General features: G+C 49.2%; 18 protein-coding genes. 12 read left to right on the top strand and 6 right to left on the bottom strand.

All coding sequences use genetic code 11. The features are described 5' to 3' along the window. The first annotated feature begins 64 nt into the window (after window positions 1-64). A complete protein-coding gene (locus H7A02_12810) occupies window positions 65-436 on the top strand; it encodes a SirB2 family protein (GenBank protein MCP5173138.1) in 372 nt (123 codons plus the stop codon). Between the two features lie 185 nt (window positions 437-621). Here H7A02_12810 and H7A02_12815 read toward each other — a convergent pair whose 3' ends face one another. The 3 genes from H7A02_12815 to H7A02_12825 form a co-directional block, all read right to left on the bottom strand. Further along, a complete protein-coding gene (locus H7A02_12815) occupies window positions 622-1,194 on the bottom strand; it encodes a dCTP deaminase (protein ID MCP5173139.1) in 573 nt (190 codons plus the stop codon). 99 nt (window positions 1,195-1,293) lie between these two features. Then, complete coding sequence (locus tag H7A02_12820; GenBank protein MCP5173140.1) at window positions 1,294-2,205, bottom strand: U32 family peptidase; 912 nt, start codon at window positions 2,203-2,205, stop codon at window positions 1,294-1,296. Window positions 2,206-2,253: 48 nt separating this feature from the next. Next, window positions 2,254-3,249 carry a U32 family peptidase gene (locus H7A02_12825; GenBank protein MCP5173141.1) on the bottom strand — a complete coding sequence of 332 codons (996 nt, stop codon included), beginning with the start codon at window positions 3,247-3,249 and terminating at the stop codon, window positions 2,254-2,256. A gap of 187 nt (window positions 3,250-3,436) precedes the next feature. Between H7A02_12825 and H7A02_12830 the strand changes: the two genes are divergently transcribed. Continuing rightward, window positions 3,437-3,934 carry an SCP2 sterol-binding domain-containing protein gene (locus H7A02_12830; protein MCP5173142.1) on the top strand — a complete coding sequence of 166 codons (498 nt, stop codon included), beginning with the start codon at window positions 3,437-3,439 and terminating at the stop codon, window positions 3,932-3,934. Window positions 3,935-4,048: 114 nt separating this feature from the next. Here the strand turns inward: H7A02_12830 and apbC are convergent, their stop codons facing one another. Next, entirely contained in the window at window positions 4,049-4,876 is an 828-nt protein-coding gene (gene apbC / locus H7A02_12835) for an iron-sulfur cluster carrier protein ApbC (protein MCP5173143.1), read from the bottom strand. Between the two features lie 144 nt (window positions 4,877-5,020). Between apbC and metG the strand changes: the two genes are divergently transcribed. Further along, window positions 5,021-7,051: a methionine--tRNA ligase gene (gene metG, locus H7A02_12840; protein ID MCP5173144.1), complete on the top strand. Its 2,031-nt coding sequence runs from the start codon at window positions 5,021-5,023 to the stop codon at window positions 7,049-7,051. 42 nt (window positions 7,052-7,093) lie between these two features. Here the strand turns inward: metG and H7A02_12845 are convergent, their stop codons facing one another. Further along, a complete protein-coding gene (locus tag H7A02_12845; protein MCP5173145.1) occupies window positions 7,094-8,659 on the bottom strand; it encodes a cation:proton antiporter in 1,566 nt (521 codons plus the stop codon). 209 nt (window positions 8,660-8,868) lie between these two features. On the opposite strand from H7A02_12845, the gene H7A02_12850 reads away from it, so the two are divergent. Next, the gene (locus H7A02_12850; GenBank protein MCP5173146.1) at window positions 8,869-10,836 is read left to right on the top strand and encodes a DUF748 domain-containing protein; all 1,968 of its coding nucleotides are present in this window, start codon (window positions 8,869-8,871) and stop codon (window positions 10,834-10,836) included. A gap of 144 nt (window positions 10,837-10,980) precedes the next feature. Here H7A02_12850 and H7A02_12855 read toward each other — a convergent pair whose 3' ends face one another. Further along, window positions 10,981-11,757, bottom strand: coding sequence for a fibro-slime domain-containing protein (locus H7A02_12855; protein MCP5173147.1), 777 nt, complete (start codon window positions 11,755-11,757; stop codon window positions 10,981-10,983). Window positions 11,758-12,136: 379 nt separating this feature from the next. Between H7A02_12855 and H7A02_12860 the strand changes: the two genes are divergently transcribed. The 8 genes from H7A02_12860 to H7A02_12895 all read left to right on the top strand — a co-directional run bounded on the left by H7A02_12860 (window position 12,137) and on the right by H7A02_12895 (window position 19,366). Then, window positions 12,137-12,406: a hypothetical protein gene (locus H7A02_12860; GenBank protein MCP5173148.1), complete on the top strand. Its 270-nt coding sequence runs from the start codon at window positions 12,137-12,139 to the stop codon at window positions 12,404-12,406. Window positions 12,407-12,428: 22 nt separating this feature from the next. Further along, window positions 12,429-13,355, top strand: a complete 927-nt coding sequence (locus H7A02_12865) for a rhomboid family intramembrane serine protease (GenBank protein ID MCP5173149.1) — start codon at window positions 12,429-12,431, stop codon at window positions 13,353-13,355. 300 nt (window positions 13,356-13,655) lie between these two features. Next, window positions 13,656-14,231, top strand: coding sequence for an electron transport complex subunit RsxA (rsxA, locus tag H7A02_12870; protein ID MCP5173150.1), 576 nt, complete (start codon window positions 13,656-13,658; stop codon window positions 14,229-14,231). 15 nt (window positions 14,232-14,246) lie between these two features. After that, window positions 14,247-14,861 (top strand): electron transport complex subunit RsxB, encoded by a 615-nt coding sequence (rsxB, locus tag H7A02_12875; GenBank protein ID MCP5173151.1) that lies wholly within the window; start codon window positions 14,247-14,249, stop codon window positions 14,859-14,861. Then, window positions 14,858-16,870 (top strand): electron transport complex subunit RsxC, encoded by a 2,013-nt coding sequence (gene rsxC / locus H7A02_12880; protein ID MCP5173152.1) that lies wholly within the window; start codon window positions 14,858-14,860, stop codon window positions 16,868-16,870. The genes rsxB and rsxC overlap by 4 nt, the downstream gene beginning before the upstream one ends. A gap of 4 nt (window positions 16,871-16,874) precedes the next feature. Further along, complete coding sequence (gene rsxD, locus H7A02_12885; GenBank protein ID MCP5173153.1) at window positions 16,875-17,948, top strand: electron transport complex subunit RsxD; 1,074 nt, start codon at window positions 16,875-16,877, stop codon at window positions 17,946-17,948. Beyond that, window positions 17,938-18,657, top strand: a complete 720-nt coding sequence (gene rsxG, locus H7A02_12890; GenBank protein ID MCP5173154.1) for an electron transport complex subunit RsxG — start codon at window positions 17,938-17,940, stop codon at window positions 18,655-18,657. Before rsxD ends, rsxG begins: the two co-directional genes overlap by 11 nt. After that, the gene (locus tag H7A02_12895; GenBank protein MCP5173155.1) at window positions 18,650-19,366 is read left to right on the top strand and encodes an electron transport complex subunit E; all 717 of its coding nucleotides are present in this window, start codon (window positions 18,650-18,652) and stop codon (window positions 19,364-19,366) included. The genes rsxG and H7A02_12895 overlap by 8 nt, the downstream gene beginning before the upstream one ends. Window positions 19,367-19,404: the final 38 nt, after the last annotated feature.

Below are 19,404 nucleotides of genomic sequence, written 5' to 3' on the forward strand. Positions count from 1 at the left end.
AACGGTTTTCGCCCACGAACAGGTTCGGTAAACTGCATTTCATTTATCCAGGGCAGCAAACAATATGTATCTCACTATCAAATACGCCCATATCGGCTTCGCGCTGATCAGCATCAACCTGTTCGTTTTCAGGGCCGCACTCTCGATAATGGGAGCACCTTTACTGCAAAATCGCTGGTTGAAAGTGTTGCCACATCTCAACGACACGCTGCTGCTGTCGGCGGCCATTTATCTAATGATCGCTGTCGGGCAATACCCTTTTGTGAATCACTGGTTGACGGCCAAGGTAGTCGCGCTGCTGGTGTATATTGGTCTGGGTATGGTGACGCTGAAATACGCGAAGAGCACTTTGTCAAAACTGGTCTTCGCGCTTCTTTCTATCAGCGTATTCGGTTTTATTCTCTGGGCAGCGGTCACCCGGCTGGGATCGATATAGAGCCGGTTTAAAATGCCTAGGATTTTATCAATCAGTGCGACGATTCCATAGTGCAATAACTCGATACGGCGCAAGACGCATCTGGAATGAGAGTCCGAGACCTATCAATAAGACAGCAATAAGCCAGGCGAGGAGCGAACAATGACGGGCACAACACCGTAATGCGCAGGTAGTGCCGCGATCATTCAGGCCTGAGGCAAAGTAACCCCCGTTTGCCCCTGATACTTCCCGCCTCGATCAGCATAGGAAATCTCGCAAACTTCGTCTGATTCAAAAAACAGCATCTGTGCCACCCCTTCGTTGGCATAGATTTTTGCTGGCAGGTTAGTCGTATTGGAAAATTCCAGCGTTACATGCCCTTCCCACTCGGGTTCAAGCGGCGTCACGTTAACAATAATGCCGCAACGGGCATAAGTTGATTTACCCAGGCAAATGGTCAAAACACTGCGAGGAATCCGGAAGTACTCAACGGTGCGAGCCAGTGCAAAAGAGTTTGGTGGAATAATGCAGTATTCCCCTTTCACATCAACAAAAGCATCGTTGTCAAAATTTTTGGGATCAACTGTTTTGGAGTGGATATTGGTGAAAATTTTGAATTCATCAGCACAACGTACATCGTAGCCGTAACTGGAAACACCGTAGGAAATCACTTTTTGACCATTGGGGTCAGGCTGGCGAACCTGACTGCCCTGAAAGGGCTCAATCATGCCGTGCTCTTGCGACATACGGGTAATCCACTTATCGGATTTGATAGACATCTGCTCGCTAACCTCAAGTTGTTATCTCGGAAAGAGCGGAATCATACCCTGTTGCACAAGCGGGAAAAAGGGTTCAGACACACCGTCATCGACAATTAATCAAATCTCGCCTTGCGTGGCATGCTTATGCCCGGAATCAGCGATAGCCATACCTTCAATGCGGTTCCAAAATCCATTGCATTCCAGATCCGGGTCCAGTGCCACTTCAGGCGCTGTTGTCAGCGCAGCTCTGAATTTTTCAACCACTTCAAGTGTTTCAACAGATTCCGGACTGATTCTGATGACATTCACCAACCCCTGCATTTTCAGTACTTCGTTAATCAGGTTATAACAATAGCCTGACTGGGTCTGAATACCGTTCAGCACAAACACCTTTTGCCCTTCCTGACTTTTTACTGTGCGGCCCTGCGGATAATTGATACAGCAAAGCTCGCACTGATCTTTTGGGCGGTTTTCGGATCTCGCGGTAAAGCAGCGGGCAGAATAAGCCAACGGCAAATGGCCATAGGCAAAGACTTCTACTTCAAACTGATCGCGAATGCCCTGATCTTCGCATTCACCGAGCAAGCGCTTCAGCCAATCACCTGACAGCTCCACAGGCATTACCCAGCGTTGCATTCCCTGACGCAACAGAATATTTAGCGTTTGCACGTTGTAACAATTGATTGCTGGGCCCACCACAAACGGCAGTTTTCGTTCGCTCATTAACTGCACCGCACCCAGATCATTGGCTTCAATCATAAACTCGCCGTTATCGCAGTAGCGTTTCAGTTGCGACAGCTCCGAAGCGGCCTCCAGCAGTGTCAACGTAGACAGCACCACCTGTTTGCCCGCGGATGACAATTCCCTTCCCAATTCAAGCCATTGATCAAGGCTGATCTCGCGTCTTTTTGAGCACACCGTTTCGCCCAAATAAACAATATCGGCACTGGCGTTTTTGGCCTGATTGTAAAAATCTTCAATCTGGTGGCGGGGCCAGAAGTAAAGGTTAGGGCCAAGGGAAAACTTCATCATGGTTGAGTCTCTAGTGCGATAATACGAAAGCTCGATAGTGACAGGTTATTGCCACTGTCGATGATAGGCACCCAGTGTTGTCTGACTGCCTTCGGAAAGGTTGCCCAATGTGGTCATCCATGAATCCCTGGTCGCGAAACTGCCAGGGTTTGAGCGGTACGCATCCAGCGCCGCACGCCAGGTTTTGGCAACCTGCTCGACGTACGCTGGCGAGCGCTGCCGCCCTTCGATTTTCACTGACACCACGCCACATTCTGCCAGCTCGGGAATCAACTCCAGCGTATTTAAGCTGGTTGGTTCCTCCAAGGCATGATAGGTCTGCCCATCCACCTCAAACCGCCCCTTGCACAAGGTTGGGTATCCCGCCTTCTCATCTTTGCTGTAACAGTCAATCAACACATCGTTTAATCGCGATTCCAAACCACGCTCGGTTTCCTCCCAGCGCACAAACTGGGCTGGCGAACAGGCACCCACGGTATTTGGCGATTCGCCGGTCATATAGGATGAGAGATAACAACGGCCTTCTGCCATAATGCACAAACTGCCAAAAGCGAAAACCTCCAGATCTACGTCGGTATTTTTCGCCAGATATTTCACCTGTTTCATGGAAAGCACGCGTGGCAATACCACGCGTTGAACGGCAAAGTTACTACTGAAAAATTCAATGGCTTTGAGGTTGGTCGTCGAGGCTTGTACCGACACATGGCGTTCGATATCCGGGTATCGGTTCGCGGCGTAATCAAGCACCGCTATGTCAGAGATAATCAGCGCATCCACACCGCAACCCGCCGCTGTATCAATAGCACTTTTCCATCGGTTCCAACCACCGGGGTGAGCGAAGGTATTTACCGCCAGATGAATTTTTTTACCGCGATCATGGGCGTACTGCACAGCTTTCTCCAACTTTCGACTGCTGAAGTTCAAGCCGGGAAAATGGCGGGCATTGGTGTCATCTTTCATGCCGAGATAAACGGCGTCGGCACCACTATCGATGGCGACCTGCAAGGCAGGAAGATTACCTGCCGGACAAAGGAGTTCCATGAAAATACGTCTTAATAAAATCCGCGATTCGGCATTGTAAGCGGCAACTATATCGAGGCTCCTTGACCTGTGTTAATTCCAATTACTTTTAAGTCGATATACTGACACCCAACCCTGTACCCAACCTGTTTTCTGGTGAAATAAAACCGTTATGCCCCTGCCAATCAATCTACCGACAACCTTACCAATGGTGTTAGCCCGTCCGTTGGTCAACAACGCCGCCCGCATGTTCAGCCTGCCAGCCAAACTAGTGCCATTCACTGCGCACAAAGCCGTACTCGACCATGTACTACACACGCTGTTTGCCGAAGCCCTGGCTGACGGGGATTTTGAGTTTCTTGAAGGATACTGGCTGGAGCTGGAGGTTCGGGATATGGGCCAAAGGTGGTATTTCACCAACGTGAGAAACAAGCTGATGATTCGAAAACAACGCTGCGGCAGCGATGTGCGGTTTTCGGCAAACCTCAACGATCTGGTGCTTATCGCCGCGCGTAAAGCCGACCCCGACACGCTGTTTTTTCAGCGTCGTTTGCGGATTGAGGGCGATACCGAACTGGGGCTGGAAATCAAAAACCTGATCGACGGTATCGATCTGAACGCTTTGCCGCTATTACTCAACAAGCTCATGGGACAATGCGCCGAAATGATTCATCAGGTTGAACTTGAGCAACAAGAACAGCCATAGCGCGCCCTTTCGATATTCGTCGGCGCAAGACACCGCAACGCCGAACAACCGGTGATTAGTTAAGCACCGCGATCATCCTGTGCTCGATCAAACACAGGATGACTAATTCAGGCCCTAGCTAATTTCTATCTGTGGCATCTGATTGCCACCAGCGTGCTCCAACACCGCTGCCACCCGTTGGGCAATTTCCAAATAACGCTGGCTTTCTGCGGAGTCCGGGTCGGCAACAACCGACGGTGAACCACTACCCACCTGCTCGCGAATGGCGCGTTTTAAGGGCAGGGAACCCAGCAAGGTGGTTTTGTACTCTTTTGCCACCTTATCACCACCACCCTCGCCAAACACATGCTCTTCATGACCACAGCTACTGCACGTATGGGTCGCCATATTCTCCACAATGCCAATGATGGGAACATTCACCTTGGCAAACATCTCAATCCCCTTACGGGCATCCAGCAGCGCGATATCCTGCGGAGTGGTAACAATGACAGCACCGGAAAGGTTCGCTTTTTGCGACAAGCTCAGTTGAATATCGCCGGTACCTGGCGGCATATCCACCACCAGATAGTCCAATTCGCCCCACAGGGTTTGCGTTAACATTTGCACCAAAGCGCTGCCTGCCATGGGGCCTCGCCAAACCATCGGCGTTTGATCGCTGGCAAGATAGCCCATCGACATGGATTTCAAACCGTGCGCTTCAATAGGTCGAAAATAACTGCCATTCTCAACTTGTGGCTTGGTATCGGGGGCAACCCCCAGCATCATCTGCACGCTGGGGCCATAAATATCTGCATCGAGAATACCCACAGCTGCACCGGTTTTGGCCAGCGCCAGCGCCAGGTTTATGGCCGTTGTTGATTTGCCGACACCACCTTTACCCGAGGCGACCGCAACAATATGTTTAACATTGGCCAATGTGTTAATCATTTGAGACTCTGACATTCTATAACCCTGTGAACTAATGAAATAAAAAGGGAAAACCTATATAGTTGCGCCCCTTACCACCTGAACTTTTTTACACAAAAATCGAACAGGCTACTCGAAACCGTACAGCCCATCGCAAGCCCAAACCGAGCCTTATTCAATATGTCCGAAACGCGCAAAATTCTTGTTACCAACGCACTCCCCTATGCCAATGCCGCTCTGCACCTTGGCCATATGCTGGAATACACCCAAACCGATATCTGGGTGCGCTTTCAGAGAATGCGCGGCAACGAATGTTACTACATGAGCGCCGACGATGCTCACGGCACAGCTATTATGCTGCGCGCGGACGAAAAAGGCATCAGCCCGGAAGAACATATTGCCGCCATGAAAACGATCCACGAGGACGATTTTCGCGATTTCATGATCAGTGTGGACAACTATCACTCCACTCATTCCGAGGAGAACCGCGAGCTCTCCGCGCTAATCTACAACAAACTGGTCGCCAATGATCACATTGCAAAACGAGAAATTACCCAGGCCTATGACCCTGAAAAAAATCTGTTCCTGGCAGATCGCTACATCAAAGGCACCTGTCCTAAATGTAAAGCTGAAGATCAATACGGCGACAACTGCGAAGCCTGCGGTGCCACCTACTCGCCCACCGATCTGATCAACCCGGTTTCAGCTATTTCCGGTGCGACGCCTGTCGAAAAAGAATCGACCCATTACTTTTTCAAGTTGCCGGAATTCACCGACTTTTTAAAAACCTGGACCCGCGCTGGCCATATACAACCCGAAATAGCGAACAAACTCAGTGAATGGCTAGATACCGGCTTGCAGGAATGGGACATCAGCCGCGACGCGCCCTACTTCGGCTTTGAAATTCCCGATGCCCCGGGCAAATATTTCTACGTGTGGCTCGACGCACCCATTGGCTACATGGCCAGCTTTAAAAACTTTTGCGACCGTGAAGGCGTTGATTTCGACAGTTACTGGAGCAAAGACAGCACCGCCGAGGTGTATCACTTTATCGGCAAGGACATTGTTAATTTCCATGCCCTGTTCTGGCCTGCCATGCTGGAAAGCGCGGATTTCCGCACCCCAACCAAAGTATGCGTACACGGTTTTGTCACGGTAAACGGCAAAAAAATGTCAAAATCCCGCGGCACCTTTATCAACACCCGCACGTATCTCGATCACCTGGAACCAGAGTATTTACGGTATTACTACGCCTCAAAGCTTTCCAGAACGGTTGAAGATATCGATCTGAACCTGGAAGACTTTATTCAAAAAGTAAATTCCGACCTGGTGGGAAAAGTAGTCAACATCGCCAGCCGCTGTGCCGGGTTTGTAAAGAAACTCAATGACGGCATGCTGGCAGAACAAATTGCCGAACCTGAACTCTGGCAACGGTTTATCGATGCAGAGCAAAGCATTGCAGACCATTATGAAAATCTGGAATTTGCCAAAGCCATGCGGGAGATTATGGCGTTGGCCGATGCCGCAAACGAATACATCGCCGCCAAAGAACCCTGGAAACTGGCCAAAGAAGAAGGCAAGCAAACGGAAGTGATTGACGTTTGCTCTCTGGGCATCAACATGTTCCGCGCACTGATTCGCTTCCTGAAGCCCGTACTCCCGGCCATGACAGAGAAAGCCGAACTGTTTCTGAATGACAGCCTTGACTGGACTGCACCGCTACAGCCTCTGTTGAACCATAAAATTGAGAATTTCAAACCGCTAATGCAGCGTATCGAACCGGACAAGGTAGCCGCCATGATAGAAGCGTCAAAAGAAGAAACAGCGGCCAGCACTCAGTCTGCCTCAGCACCCGCCAGCGGACCACTGGCAGATGAACCTATTGCTGATGAAATCGGCTTCGACGACTTTATCAAAGTGGATTTACGCGTTGCCAAAATCATTAGCGCCGCCCATGTGGATGGTGCCGACAAACTGCTGCAACTCACTCTGGATCTTGGCGGTGAAACCCGCAATGTCTTCTCGGGGATCAAATCCAGCTATCAACCGGAAGACCTGGAAGGACGACTGACCGTTATGGTCGCCAACCTCGCGCCGCGAAAAATGCGCTTTGGCATGTCCGAAGGTATGGTACTGGCGGCAGGTGATGACGAAGGTATTTATCTGTTGTCGCCCGATAGTGGTGCGGAACCCGGGCAACGGGTGACTTAGGGCACTATTGCCTCTGGTGGCATCTGGTACATCTGGCTGATTTTAACTGTTAACAAGGTGGATACTTTGCTCGGCAAGTCCGGCACCTACTTCAGAGAAGTAATTAAACACCTCATCAATACCGGCTTCTAACAGCAAGGCCTTTTGGTCTTTATACTTGGCTATGCTGGCCGTTTTTCCCTGATAGCCAACCTGACGGAGCAGCTTTGCCGCCTCGATGCTATCAAGGTAATTTGGCATTGAAAAGATAATCAACCGTATAGATTCGAGATTAATACTTGCCCAGAAATCAGGGTCTTCTGCATCGCCCACAATGACACGACGGCCAGCCTGTCGCTGCTCCTCTATTCGCTCTTTGTCAACATCAATGCCACATACATTCTTTTGCAGATGCCCATGAAGGGCATCATAAGCACCTGAGCCCACACGCCCCATACCCACGACCAGAACACTGGCGTTGCCAACATCCGGAAAAGGGTCTTCAGGCAAACGTTCAGGGTGTTCAAAATGCTTAATGTAGCTGTTCAGACGTGAGTATAATCTGTGGGCATTGGCATTAATAATGCCGGAAAATACAAACGACAGGGAAACAGCAAGCGCCATGATAACCAGCCACTCCTTGGCTAACAGGCCGTATCCGACACTGACCGAGCACACGATCAGGCCGAATTCACTGTAATTTGCAAGGCTCACAGCACTCAGGAATGCGGTGCGGCTTCGCAGTTTCAGGCGCGTTGTCCAGACAAAGAACATACCGGCCTTAATGGGTAACGCTATTGCCATAATCAAAGCGACGCCGAGCATGTCGACCGTTGGCAGTGCCGTAAACCCAATGGAAAGGAAAAAGCCGATCAGGAAAATATCTTTAAAACTGAGCAGAGACTTTGACAGTTCTACAGCTTTCTCGTGTCCGCTCAATAGCACACCGATCACCAACGCCCCCAAGTGTGCCTTTAAACCGACTAATTCAAACAACTCTCCAAATGAAAGAGCCAGGAAAAAGCCTGCCAACGTCAGTATTTCACCGTGACCGCAGTGAATAAGTACTCTGTCGAGTACCGGGCGCAACAGTGGTAAAGCGAGCAAAACAAGCGCCCACGCTGATGGTGCTTTGCCTGAAGCGAGTGTGACAAAGATAACTGCAGCAATATCCTGAATCACAAGAATACCAATGGCTACTTGTCCATGGCGCGCACGCAACTCACCCCGTTCTTCAAGAATTTTTATCGCGCAGACAGTACTACTGAAACTCACAGCAAAACCGATTAAAGCCGCAGATTGCCAGTTCAGGTCAACAAAGTACTTGAACCCTAAATAGCCAAACACAAGACTGTTAACCGTGGTTAATAACACGATGGCAGCCATATGACCGGAAGCACCGGCCCATATTTCCGTTTTGAACAAACTGCGGATATTCAGCTTCAGACCAATGGTGAAGAGCAATAAGGTAATGCCAAGATCGGACAAAGTCTGGAGTGAGTCATCAGGCTGAACGCCAAGAGCATGAAGACCAAATCCAGCTGCCAGGTAGCCGATGAGAGGTGGTAACGTTATCTGTTTAGCGAAAAACCCGAAGACAAAGGCAACTGCAATCCAAATATAATCCATAAATTAATGTAAATTCCCGAATAATTAATCTGAAGCGTATAAGTGAGCCAGTATAAAAGCATCAAAGCTGTAACAGGAATTATTTTTAATTACCCTATAATCGTGTGGTCCTTCAGGGCCGATCTGATAATCTGGCGAAACTAAAATCTGTACAGGCTCATATTACTCAATATCTTCAACCCTGCAGGCCATCATAAAAGGTAAGTCTTGTGAATTTACTGTTTAAACGCGTAAGCATTGGTATCGGTATCATTGTCGTCATTATTTTTGCTGTAATGGCGCTTGCTGCTCTGCTGCTTCCTTCTGTTTTACCTGAATTGATAAAGAATAAGGCTGAAGAACGGGATATTTTATTCACTGTTGAAGAGGTGAATATCCATTGGTTTAAAGGGGTTGTTGAGGTTAATGACATTGCATTGGGGCAGATGAAAAATAAGCAGCCGCAAGCAAAAATCGCCGAAGTGGTTATTGATGTCGATATGCGTTCACTGTTATCGGGTGAATTGGCTATTGAAAATTTCCGCGTGGATGAGGCCAGCCTCCCCATAGCCATAAAGGACGGCAAGTTTTACCTGGCGGGAATCAACCCGCTCTCTCTTACATCAGCGCAGCCCCAAAGCGAAACAACAAAAGGGGGCACCGACAAACCACTGGTGTGGCGCCTTGAACGCGCAAGACTGAATAATATTGCGGCACAACTGGACCTTAACGGCCATCAGATACCACTGAATCTGGATGAGTTGAATACAGGTGCGATTGATTCTCGCCAGTTGCACAAGGGCACACCGATAAATTTGCTGCTGATGGCGCATGAGGCGGAGCTGGATTTAGCGATTCAGGTAGCAACGCTCGGTGACAGATTCAAAATTAATGGTGCCGTTTCGCTGCACGATTTCAAAATTGAACGATGGCTGCCCACGGCCGCCGCCGCAGACATCACCTTGCCCTCATCCATCAAAGAAGCCAAAGGCGATATCCGGCTTAAAACGAATATGAATATTAGCCTTAATGACAGCATCCCCGACATCGTCCTGAATAACATATCCGTAGCCCTGTCTGAAGTGAAGCTGCCCGCGCTTTCTGAATATTTGTCAGTCATTATTGATGCTGACATTACCACTGAGGAAATACAGTATCGTGTCAATCAGCTGTCGTTAGCGGGTTTAACGCTGAACTCAAAAAACATCCACCTTACCGAAAGCTCCACTGAGCCAGCCGCAGACATTAGGTTTTCCGAGTTAACCCTGACTACAGATCGTTTCTACTTGCATCAACCAGAACACGGCACCCACTTGATACTGCAAACCAAGCTCGGAGAATACGGCTCCCTGAATATCAATGGCCGTTTTTCAGCCAGTAACGAACCGGATAAATCAAGAACCCTGAACACCAAAGGCACCGTAAAAGTCGATCAACTCGATTTGGTGCCCTTTAGCGGCTATGCCAAACGTTATCTTGGCCGCCATATCGATAGCGGTGCCCTGAATCTTGATATCGACACTCAGATTGAGGCCGATAACATAAACGCTTCTGTAAGAATCGAAGCCCACCAATTGTATCTGGGAGGGGAATATCACACCACAGACAGCTCGATACTGGACGAGCTGGGCATGCCTCTGAATACTGCACTGAGCCTGTTAAGGGACAGTGATGAAACCATTACCCTTACACTGCCTCTAAAAGGTGACATGGATAACCCTCAACTCAAGATCGGCAGTATCGTCAATAAAGCCCTGTTAAACGCGACCAAGAGCGTATTGATAACCCAGCTTGGCCCTCTGGCTGTGATATCCGCTGCTTCGAAAACACTCGATTTTGCCGACAGCCTGAAGTTAAAACCCATACTGTTTGCAGCCGCATCTGCCGAAGTTGGCAGCACGGAACAGGAAAAACTCGATGCCCTGAAAAACCTGCTCATAAAACGCCCGTCATTAAAAGTGACCATTTGCGGTTATGCTGTAACTACGGACATCATGGGCCGAGAAGCCCAGCCTCAACCAGAGCAATTAAACGAAGCGCAAACACGGGAACAGGCGCTGACCCTGGCCCGGCAACGCGGTGAAATCGTTAAACAAACACTGGTAAAAGAAGGTGTTGAATCAAAACAACTGATTGCCTGCGCAGGCAAGATCGATAAAACAGCCAACGCGCTTCCTCGTGTAGCACTTTCGTTTTAGGCAACCGCTGATCACATTCCTCTGCCTCTTATCTTCAGGGATCATCAAGGCCCACAAATCAGGAGGACTGGTCGCCGACAAGCGCCTGTTGCTTGCAACCTTCTCGGCCCTGTTGCTGAATGGCCCTCGACAATGAATAGCTGTTTACTTGACAGTTCCCGTCAAAGTTTCTTTCACCCGATCACCTGCTTGTGTAAGCAGCCCTGCGCTACTGCAATCCCAGGTGCTTTTTTCACCCACATCTTTAATCGTCACTTTTTGTCCCGAAGTCAGGTTCTCGCAAATCACTTCTTGTAAAACCGTATTGATGACACCACCACCAATTGGTAATTCAAAAACCATGGATGTCTGGAATTTGAGGTTGGATTCCGATGTATGCCTTTCAGCGTAAAACATATCAAAATCATATTTCTGACCTGGTGTTAAAACCAGCGTATCCAGGTTAACCGAGGCGGTCTCAGCTGCATGCACCCCACCCAAATCAATCACTAAACGCTTATCAATAAACACCCAGAGATCATCGTCGCCCGTAAATTCGAATACCTGCCCGGGCTGATATATAAAGGTGTTATGTATAGACATGGTGAACGAATAATTATGCTCGCGCCCCTGATTACCTAACAACTGGCCATCAATCGGAAAAAAATTATTATTTTCATAAGCATAGATACCACTGCCGGGAGTTGTCTCCAAAAGAGTTAACGACATACTTCTGGATTTGTTAAATCCGGGTTTATCGTGAAACCACAAACCATATGACCAGTCACTGTGAACCGTCGCCGTCGGGAACCGGGCGACAGGTTTAGGGGTGCCATCTTCGCCTAGAATCTTATCAACCAGGCCTCGATCTCGACTGATCGCGCGTTCAAAATCCAGGTGTGGAATATAGCCTTTTGGACAGGTATTTTTATCAAAACCCACACCACAAAAATCACGAATCGTTGCATTAAGAACAACGGTTTCACCTGTTTCGGACGCGCCTATTTGAACAGCCATTAACGATATTAAAGTTGTAAAAATGAAATGCTGTATTTTCATGAGCAACCAGCCATTCTAAAGTGATTTCGGGTAATATCAGGAGTACAAATATTGGGAGCATGCATCCTGCTGTTGTTTGCGTTTTTATATCAACAAATCCTTTCAGATAGGTATATAGCAGCTTATTGAGGCATCATCAACGGTCTTAATTTGAGGAACGCTGGTTTACTGGCCCCGAAACAGTTCAAAGTGCATCCCGACTCTGGCATGATTCGACACCAAAATTGATAAAAATATCATTACAGTAAAGAGAGTAGACACGATGGCATTTCAAGCGACTATTATTTTCACAAAATTTGGCTGTATCGCCGCAATGATCGCAATGATTCTGGGGTTGGTATCAATCATCCCGGACCCTTACTCAACCTACTGCATTGGTTTCGGTATCTTCGTTCTGACTGCCCACACCGGTGAGTACATCGCCGTTAAAGCCAAGGCTGCACCGGAAATCAGCAACCAGCTATCGTTTTTTCAAACCCTGATTTTTGGGTTCAGCTACTGGCTGCCTCTGATCAAGGCTTTAAAAAAATAATCGATAACCAACAGGGAGTGTTGTGATTTTTTTACCCTATAAACTTGATACAAGCATAAACAGGCTACCAATTCTTACCCTACTGGTTTGTATTCTGTGTGTATTTGTTTACTGGCAGCAGTACTCTATAGACAAAGATCACAGCAAAGCTGTCGAAAAATTCTGCTACGACAACATAGATAAGGGCGCGATTGCTTTCCTTCGCAAAATTGCCCGAACAGAATCAGGCAATCAATGCCCGGAAATATTTCAGGCTATTCGCACAGCGCCAAACACTCAGCTAAAAATTGAAGAACTGTCAAAAGAGGCAATACCCAGCACTCTATTTTCATCAAACGCGGACAATCTCAAATATGTCCACAACCGACTGACGGAACTGTTTAAACAATACGATTCAACCGTCCCCAAAAGCCTGACCAGCACATTAGCTTACGATCCGAAAAATCCAAGTTTTAAAAAAATGCTGACTTCAACATTTTCTCACGCAGATATCATTCATTTGGCTGGCAACCTTCTATTTTTTTATATTTTTGCCGCATCAGTTGAAATTATTGTCGGAGGATTCGTTTTCTCAATATTTGTTTTAGTCACCTCTGTGGGCACCAGTCTGGCATATAGCCATTCCCTGTTTGGCATAGAGAGTACTCTGCCAACCATCGGGCTTTCAGGCGTAGTAATGGCAGCCATGACAGCACTGGCCGTCATGCTGCCAACCATTAAAATCCGGTGCTTTTTCTGGTTTCTTGTTTATATAAGGGTATTTCGAATCCCTGCACTATCCCTTGCTGCATGGTATATAGGTTGGGATATTTATGGAATGAAACAAGCAGGGAACGATTCCTACATCAATTATGTAGCCCATGTCAGCGGTGCAATTATTGGAGGTGTTTTGGGCATTTTTTGCATATTTTTTCGAAAAGAAACCCTTAACAAAGCCATCGCGGGCTAGGAGTGCCAGCATATTCCCCCGGCTAGACCTGAACGGCGTATTCTCCGCAAAGGCCCAAAACATTCCCTTCGGTCATGGGGCTGACTCAGCGTAGCAAATCCACCCGCCATAAGACTAAACCGGCCGAATACAGGTCAGCAGCCGGTTTTTAACCATCAATGCGACTCCAGCACCAAGTTAACGCGAACGGGTGTTGAACTAAGATTCCTCCGGGCTGATAATAGCGCGTTGGCAATTAGCCCTGACCGGGCGCTCAAGTGAACCATTAATTAGAAATACTGCACAGGAACCTGTTCTACCATGCAGGAATTTGCCGTTATTTTGATCAGCACCATTTTGGTGAACAACTTTGTGTTGGTTCAATTCCTTGGTTTGTGCCCGTTTATGGGGGTCTCCAATAAGCTGGAAGGCGCTATTGGTATGGCCGGGGCGACAACCTTTGTACTCACATTGGCAGCCATGTCGAGCTATCTGGTCAACACCTGGATTCTGATTCCACTCGATCTTGAATATCTGAAAACCATTTCTTTTATCCTGGTGATTGCGGTGGTCGTGCAGTTCACCAAAATGTTTATCGAGAAGAGCAGCCCACTGCTCTATCGCGTGCTAGGTGTGTTTCTGCCATTGATCACCACCAATTGTGCGGTACTGGGTGTCGCCATGATCAACACCACCAAGGCGCACAACCTGTTTGAATCAACCCTTTTTGGTGCCGGTGCCGCGCTGGGGTTCTCACTGGTTTTGATTCTGTTCGCAGCCATGCGTGAGCGATTGGCCGTTGCCGATATTCCCGCACCCTTCAAGGGTGCCGCCATTGGCATGATTACCGCGGGCCTGATGTCGTTAGCCTTTATGGGCTTTAGTGGCCTCGTCTAGGGCTAAGGACCAATTTTGCTGGATTTTCTCATTCAACAACCGCTATTAGCCGCCCTGTTTGCATTGGTCGGGCTGGCCGTAGTATTCGGTGCGGTACTTGGCTTCGCCTCCATCAAGTTCAAAGTGGAAGGCGACCCGATTGTCGAACAAATTGACAACCTGCTGCCGCAAACCCAGTGCGGACAGTGCGGACACCCCGGTTGTCGACCCTATGCTGAAGGCATCGCCAATGGAGAGGAAATTAACAAATGTCCTCCCGGCGGCCAGGCGACCATTAATGCTATTGCCGACCTGCTGGGGGTGGAAGCTCCTGAGCTGGATGCTGAACACGGTGAAGAGAGTGACGTTAAAAAGGTTGCGTTTATTCGTGAAGATGAATGTATTGGCTGTACCAAATGCATCCAGGCATGCCCTGTTGATGCAATTCTCGGTGCAGCCAAGCAAATGCATACCGTTATTGCCGATGAGTGTACCGGCTGCGATCTCTGCGTAGAACCCTGCCCGGTAGATTGCATCGATATGATTCCGGTAGCAACCTCTATCAGCGACTGGAAATGGGTGCTGCCTCCCAGTAGTGTTGAAATGATTGCCAGCGATCGTCGCCCCACCAACAAGGAGCAGGCGGCATGAGGAAGATTTATCCATTGACCGGCGGCGTACATCCACCAGAGAACAAGTCGCAGTCATTGCAGCTAGGTATTGGTGAATTGCCACTGCCAGAAGCAGTTGTGATCCCAATGCAACAACATATTGGCGCACCCGCTAAACCTGTTGTCTCTGTAGGCGATCAAGTACTGAAAGGCCAGATGATTGCCGAAGCTGGTGGCTTCGTCAGTGCCGCCGCACACGCCCCTACTTCGGGAACGGTCACTGCTATCGATTTGCACCCGGTTCCCCACCCTTCAGGTATGCCACAAACCTGCATCACAATCAAAAGTGACGGCCAAGACCAGTGGCTAGAACATCGGGGTGTTGGGAATTACCTGCAAGCCGAGCCTTCCGTTTTATTGGCAAAAATTCGCGAGGCGGGTATCGCCGGAATGGGTGGCGCAGGCTTTCCCTCTGCGGTAAAACTGGGGCCTAATAAACCCATCCATACACTGATCATCAATGGTACCGAGTGTGAGCCTTATATTACTGCTGACGATATTCTCATGCAGACATACCCGGAAGAAATTATTGAAGGCATCAAGCTGCTGGCACACATTCTCGGCCAGCCAGAAACCATTCTGATTGGCATTGAAGATAACAAACCAAAGGCCTACGAAGCGTTAGCAACTCACTTAGAGGGTTCTTCCAGTATTGAATTGGTAGAATTCCCCACACGCTACCCTTCCGGTGGCGAGAAACAGCTTATTCAGATATTAACCGGCAAAGAAGTGCCCAGCGGTGGACTACCCATGGATCTGGGAATCGTTTGCCAGAATGTCGGCACCTGCCACGCTATTTATCGGGCCATTGCTCATGGTGAGCCGCTGATTTCCCGTATCACTACTGTCGTTGGAGAAGCCTGCCAGACCCAGCGTAATTACCACACACTCATTGGCACACCCGTCAGTCATGTATTGAAAAACAGTGGCTTTCAGCCTGAAAAATGTAGCCGACTGGTCATGGGCGGCCCCATGATGGGTTTCACTCTGGAAGATACCCGTGTACCCGTGATCAAAACTACCAACTGCCTGCTGGCAGCGACACCAGAAGAACTGCCCGCACCACCACCGGCTCAAGCCTGTATTCGCTGTGGCCTGTGTGCCGAGGCCTGCCCCGCTAGTTTGTTACCACAACAACTTTACTGGTACGCGCAGTCACAAAATCACGAAAAACTGGAAGCTCACAACCTGTTTGACTGTATTGAGTGTGGCGCCTGCTCTTTTGTATGTCCAAGCAGTATTCCTCTGGTGCAATACTACCGGGCAGCCAAGGGTGAAATCATTCAGCACCGGAAAGATGTGATTAAATCCGATCGTGCCCGTCAACGTTTTGAATTTCAACAAGCCCGCAAGGATCGCATCGAAGCAGAAAAAATTGCCAAGAAAGAAGAGCGTCGCAAAGCGGCCCAGCAAGCCAAGGCAAAAGCAGGCACCAATACGGGCAAGGCCGACGATCTGATTCAGGCTGCGCTCACCAGAGTTGCCGAGAAAAAAGCAGCTGAGACACCCGAACAGCAACGCGCAAAAGCGGAACGTTTGTTAAAAAGTGCAGAAAACCGGCTAGAAGTCGCTGCAAGCAAGTTACAGGAGCTGAACCAGAACGGCAGCCCCGAACAACAGGAACAAGCCAAAGCCAAAGTGGAAGCCGCGCGCCTGAAACTTGAAGATGCGAGAAGCAAGCTGGCCGGGTTATCGGAAGCTTATGATGAGCCTGTGGTGCAGGTTACACAACAGGCTGAAGTAACACCGCCACCTAAAAAAGCCGAGCTAAACCCTGAGCAGCAGCAATCAAAACTTGAACGCCTGGCTGCCAGTGCAGAAAAACGCCTGAAAGTAGCCGAAGACAAGCTGATCACGCTGGAAGGCACTGGCACTGAAGAAGAGAAGCAGCAGGCACAGAATAAAGTCGAAGCCGCCAGGTTGAAGTTTGAAGAAGCCAAAGCCAATCTCGTCGAGCATACAAAACTCACTGTGACAGAAGGGGAATAATGTCATGTCACTGCTCAAGATTACATCCCCTCACGCCCACGGCCCGCAGAAAACTGCCCGCCTCATGCAACTGGTTATTCTCGCCACACTACCCGGCTTTGCCGCCCTGAGCTGGCATTTTGGCTGGGGCACGCTTATCAATATCGTTATTGCCAGCACCACAGCTCTGAGCTGTGAAGCGGCCATCATGCGCCTGCGTAACCGACCGGTACTGTTCTATCTGAAAGATTACAGCGCATTGGTCACCGCTATACTGTTAGGACTCGCACTCCCTCCCCTGGCACCCTGGTGGGTGGTCGTGACCGGCTCGGCTTTTGCTATTGTGATCGCCAAACAACTCTACGGCGGCATGGGCTACAACCCCTTTAACCCGGCTATGGTTGGCTATGTTGTGCTGCTGATTTCATTTCCTGTACAAATGACAGCCTGGCCTGCACCTGCCGCACTATTGCCAGAAGGTACCATTACTCCGGGGCTATGGCAGTCACTACAAATAGTTTTTCCGTTTCTGGGTGACAGCACCATCGACGCATTCACGGCAGCAACACCACTGGAAGTACTCAAGCATAATTCCGGCTTGCTAGTTGAACAGCTTTACCAGACCGAACCGGTATTTATTGCCGGAGAATATGCAGGTGCAGGCTGGGAATGGGTGAACCTGTGCTTTCTGGCAGGAGGTATTTTCCTGCTCTACAACCGTGTATTTACCTGGCACGCGCCGGTCAGCATGTTGGTATCACTTAGCCTGATATCCGCCTTGTTTTACGACGGTGGCAGCTCTTCAAGTCACGGTTCACCACCGTTCCATTTACTCAGTGGCGCCACCATGCTGGGCGCCTTCTTTATTGTCACAGATCCTGTCAGCTCTGCTACCAGCAAGCTCGGCAAAATGATTTATGGCGCCTTGACAGGATTGCTGGTTTTTCTGATTCGCAGCTGGGGAAGCTATCCCGACGCTGTGGCATTTGCGGTGTTATTAATGAATTTCGCAGCTCCGCTGATTGACAACTATACTCTGCCTCGCACCTATGGACACCAACAACGACGCAAAGCCACGGAGAAACCCGATGCTGATTAGCTCAATCCGCTTCAATAGCATAATGCTGGGTATTTTTGCACTGGTTACTTCTTCCATTCTGGCAAGCACTCATCTCGGCACAAAAGAACGTATTGCGGAGGCACAACGCAAGGTCGCACAGAAGGCTCTGCTGGAAATTGTCCCAAAAGAGCGCCACGATAATGATCTGTTGATGGACACCCTCACCATTCCGGACCATTTTCTGGCAACGCTGGGTATTGACTCGGGCGACATCAAGGTTGCCCGCAAAGACAATCAGCTTGTTGCCATGATTGTTCCTGCCACAGCCCCCGACGGCTATAACGGCGATATAAAAATGATTATCGGTATCAACCTGGACGACAACACCATTGCCGGTGTCAGAATTGTTGAACACCGGGAAACACCCGGACTTGGTGATAAAGTCGACACGAATAAAAGCAAATGGGTAACGGGTTTTAATGGAAAATCCCTTGCGAACCCGACGATCGACAAATGGAAAGTAAAAAAGGATGGCGGCGAGTTCGACCAGTTTACCGGCGCTACCATCACCCCCCGTGCTGTGGTACAACAGATAGCCAAAGTCCTCCAGTATTTCCAGGAAGACAAACAGAGGTTGATCAAGGAAGCGATGAGTAAAAACACCCTACCCGATACTGATCTACCCAAACCCGGAGAAATAATCTCCAGCCAACCCGACGCTGAGACAAAGGAGCCAGACAATGGCTGAGCTGATCCCTGTTCGCGAGATCACCCACAACGGCTTGTGGAAAAACAACCCTGCCCTCGTTCAGTTGCTGGGCCTTTGCCCACTGCTGGCGGTTACCGGTTCGGTTGTCAACGCCCTGGGACTGGGACTGGCTACCATGGCCGTACTGGCAGGTTCGAATATTGCAGTCTCGCTGATCCGTAAACGCGTCTCCGACGCCGTTAAGATACCGGCATTTGTCATGATTATTGCTGCTTTTACCACTTGCACAGAACTGCTGATGAAAGCGTTTACCTACGAGCTTTACTTGATTCTCGGTATCTTTATTCCACTTATTGTTACCAACTGTACCATTCTTGGCCGTGCTGAAGCTTTTGCCAGCAAGAATACTGTGCCCGCATCGGCACTGGATGGCCTGATGATGGGCAGTGGCTTCGCCATCGTATTACTGGTGGTGGGTGCTATCCGTGAAATTATCGGCAGCGGTACACTGTTTGCCAATATGAATCTGATATTTGGGCCAACGGCAGAGAGTTGGAAGTTACAGCTGTTCGGGGATGGCTACAGTTTTCTGGTGATCATTTTACCGCCAGGCGCATTCCTGGTCACCGGGTTTCTGATCGCGCTGAAAAATGTGATTGATACCAGGCTTCAGCAACGACAACTGGCTCAAAGGATACCGGTAGAAAAAGGTAGCAAGCGGGTGCGGACCACGGGGCATATCTCGTAGAGTAGCTCACCTCGACATTTTCCCAGCAACGGGTAAGG

The organism is Pseudomonadales bacterium (genome assembly GCA_024234435.1).
GTDB lineage: Bacteria > Pseudomonadota > Gammaproteobacteria > Pseudomonadales > Porticoccaceae > JACKOF01.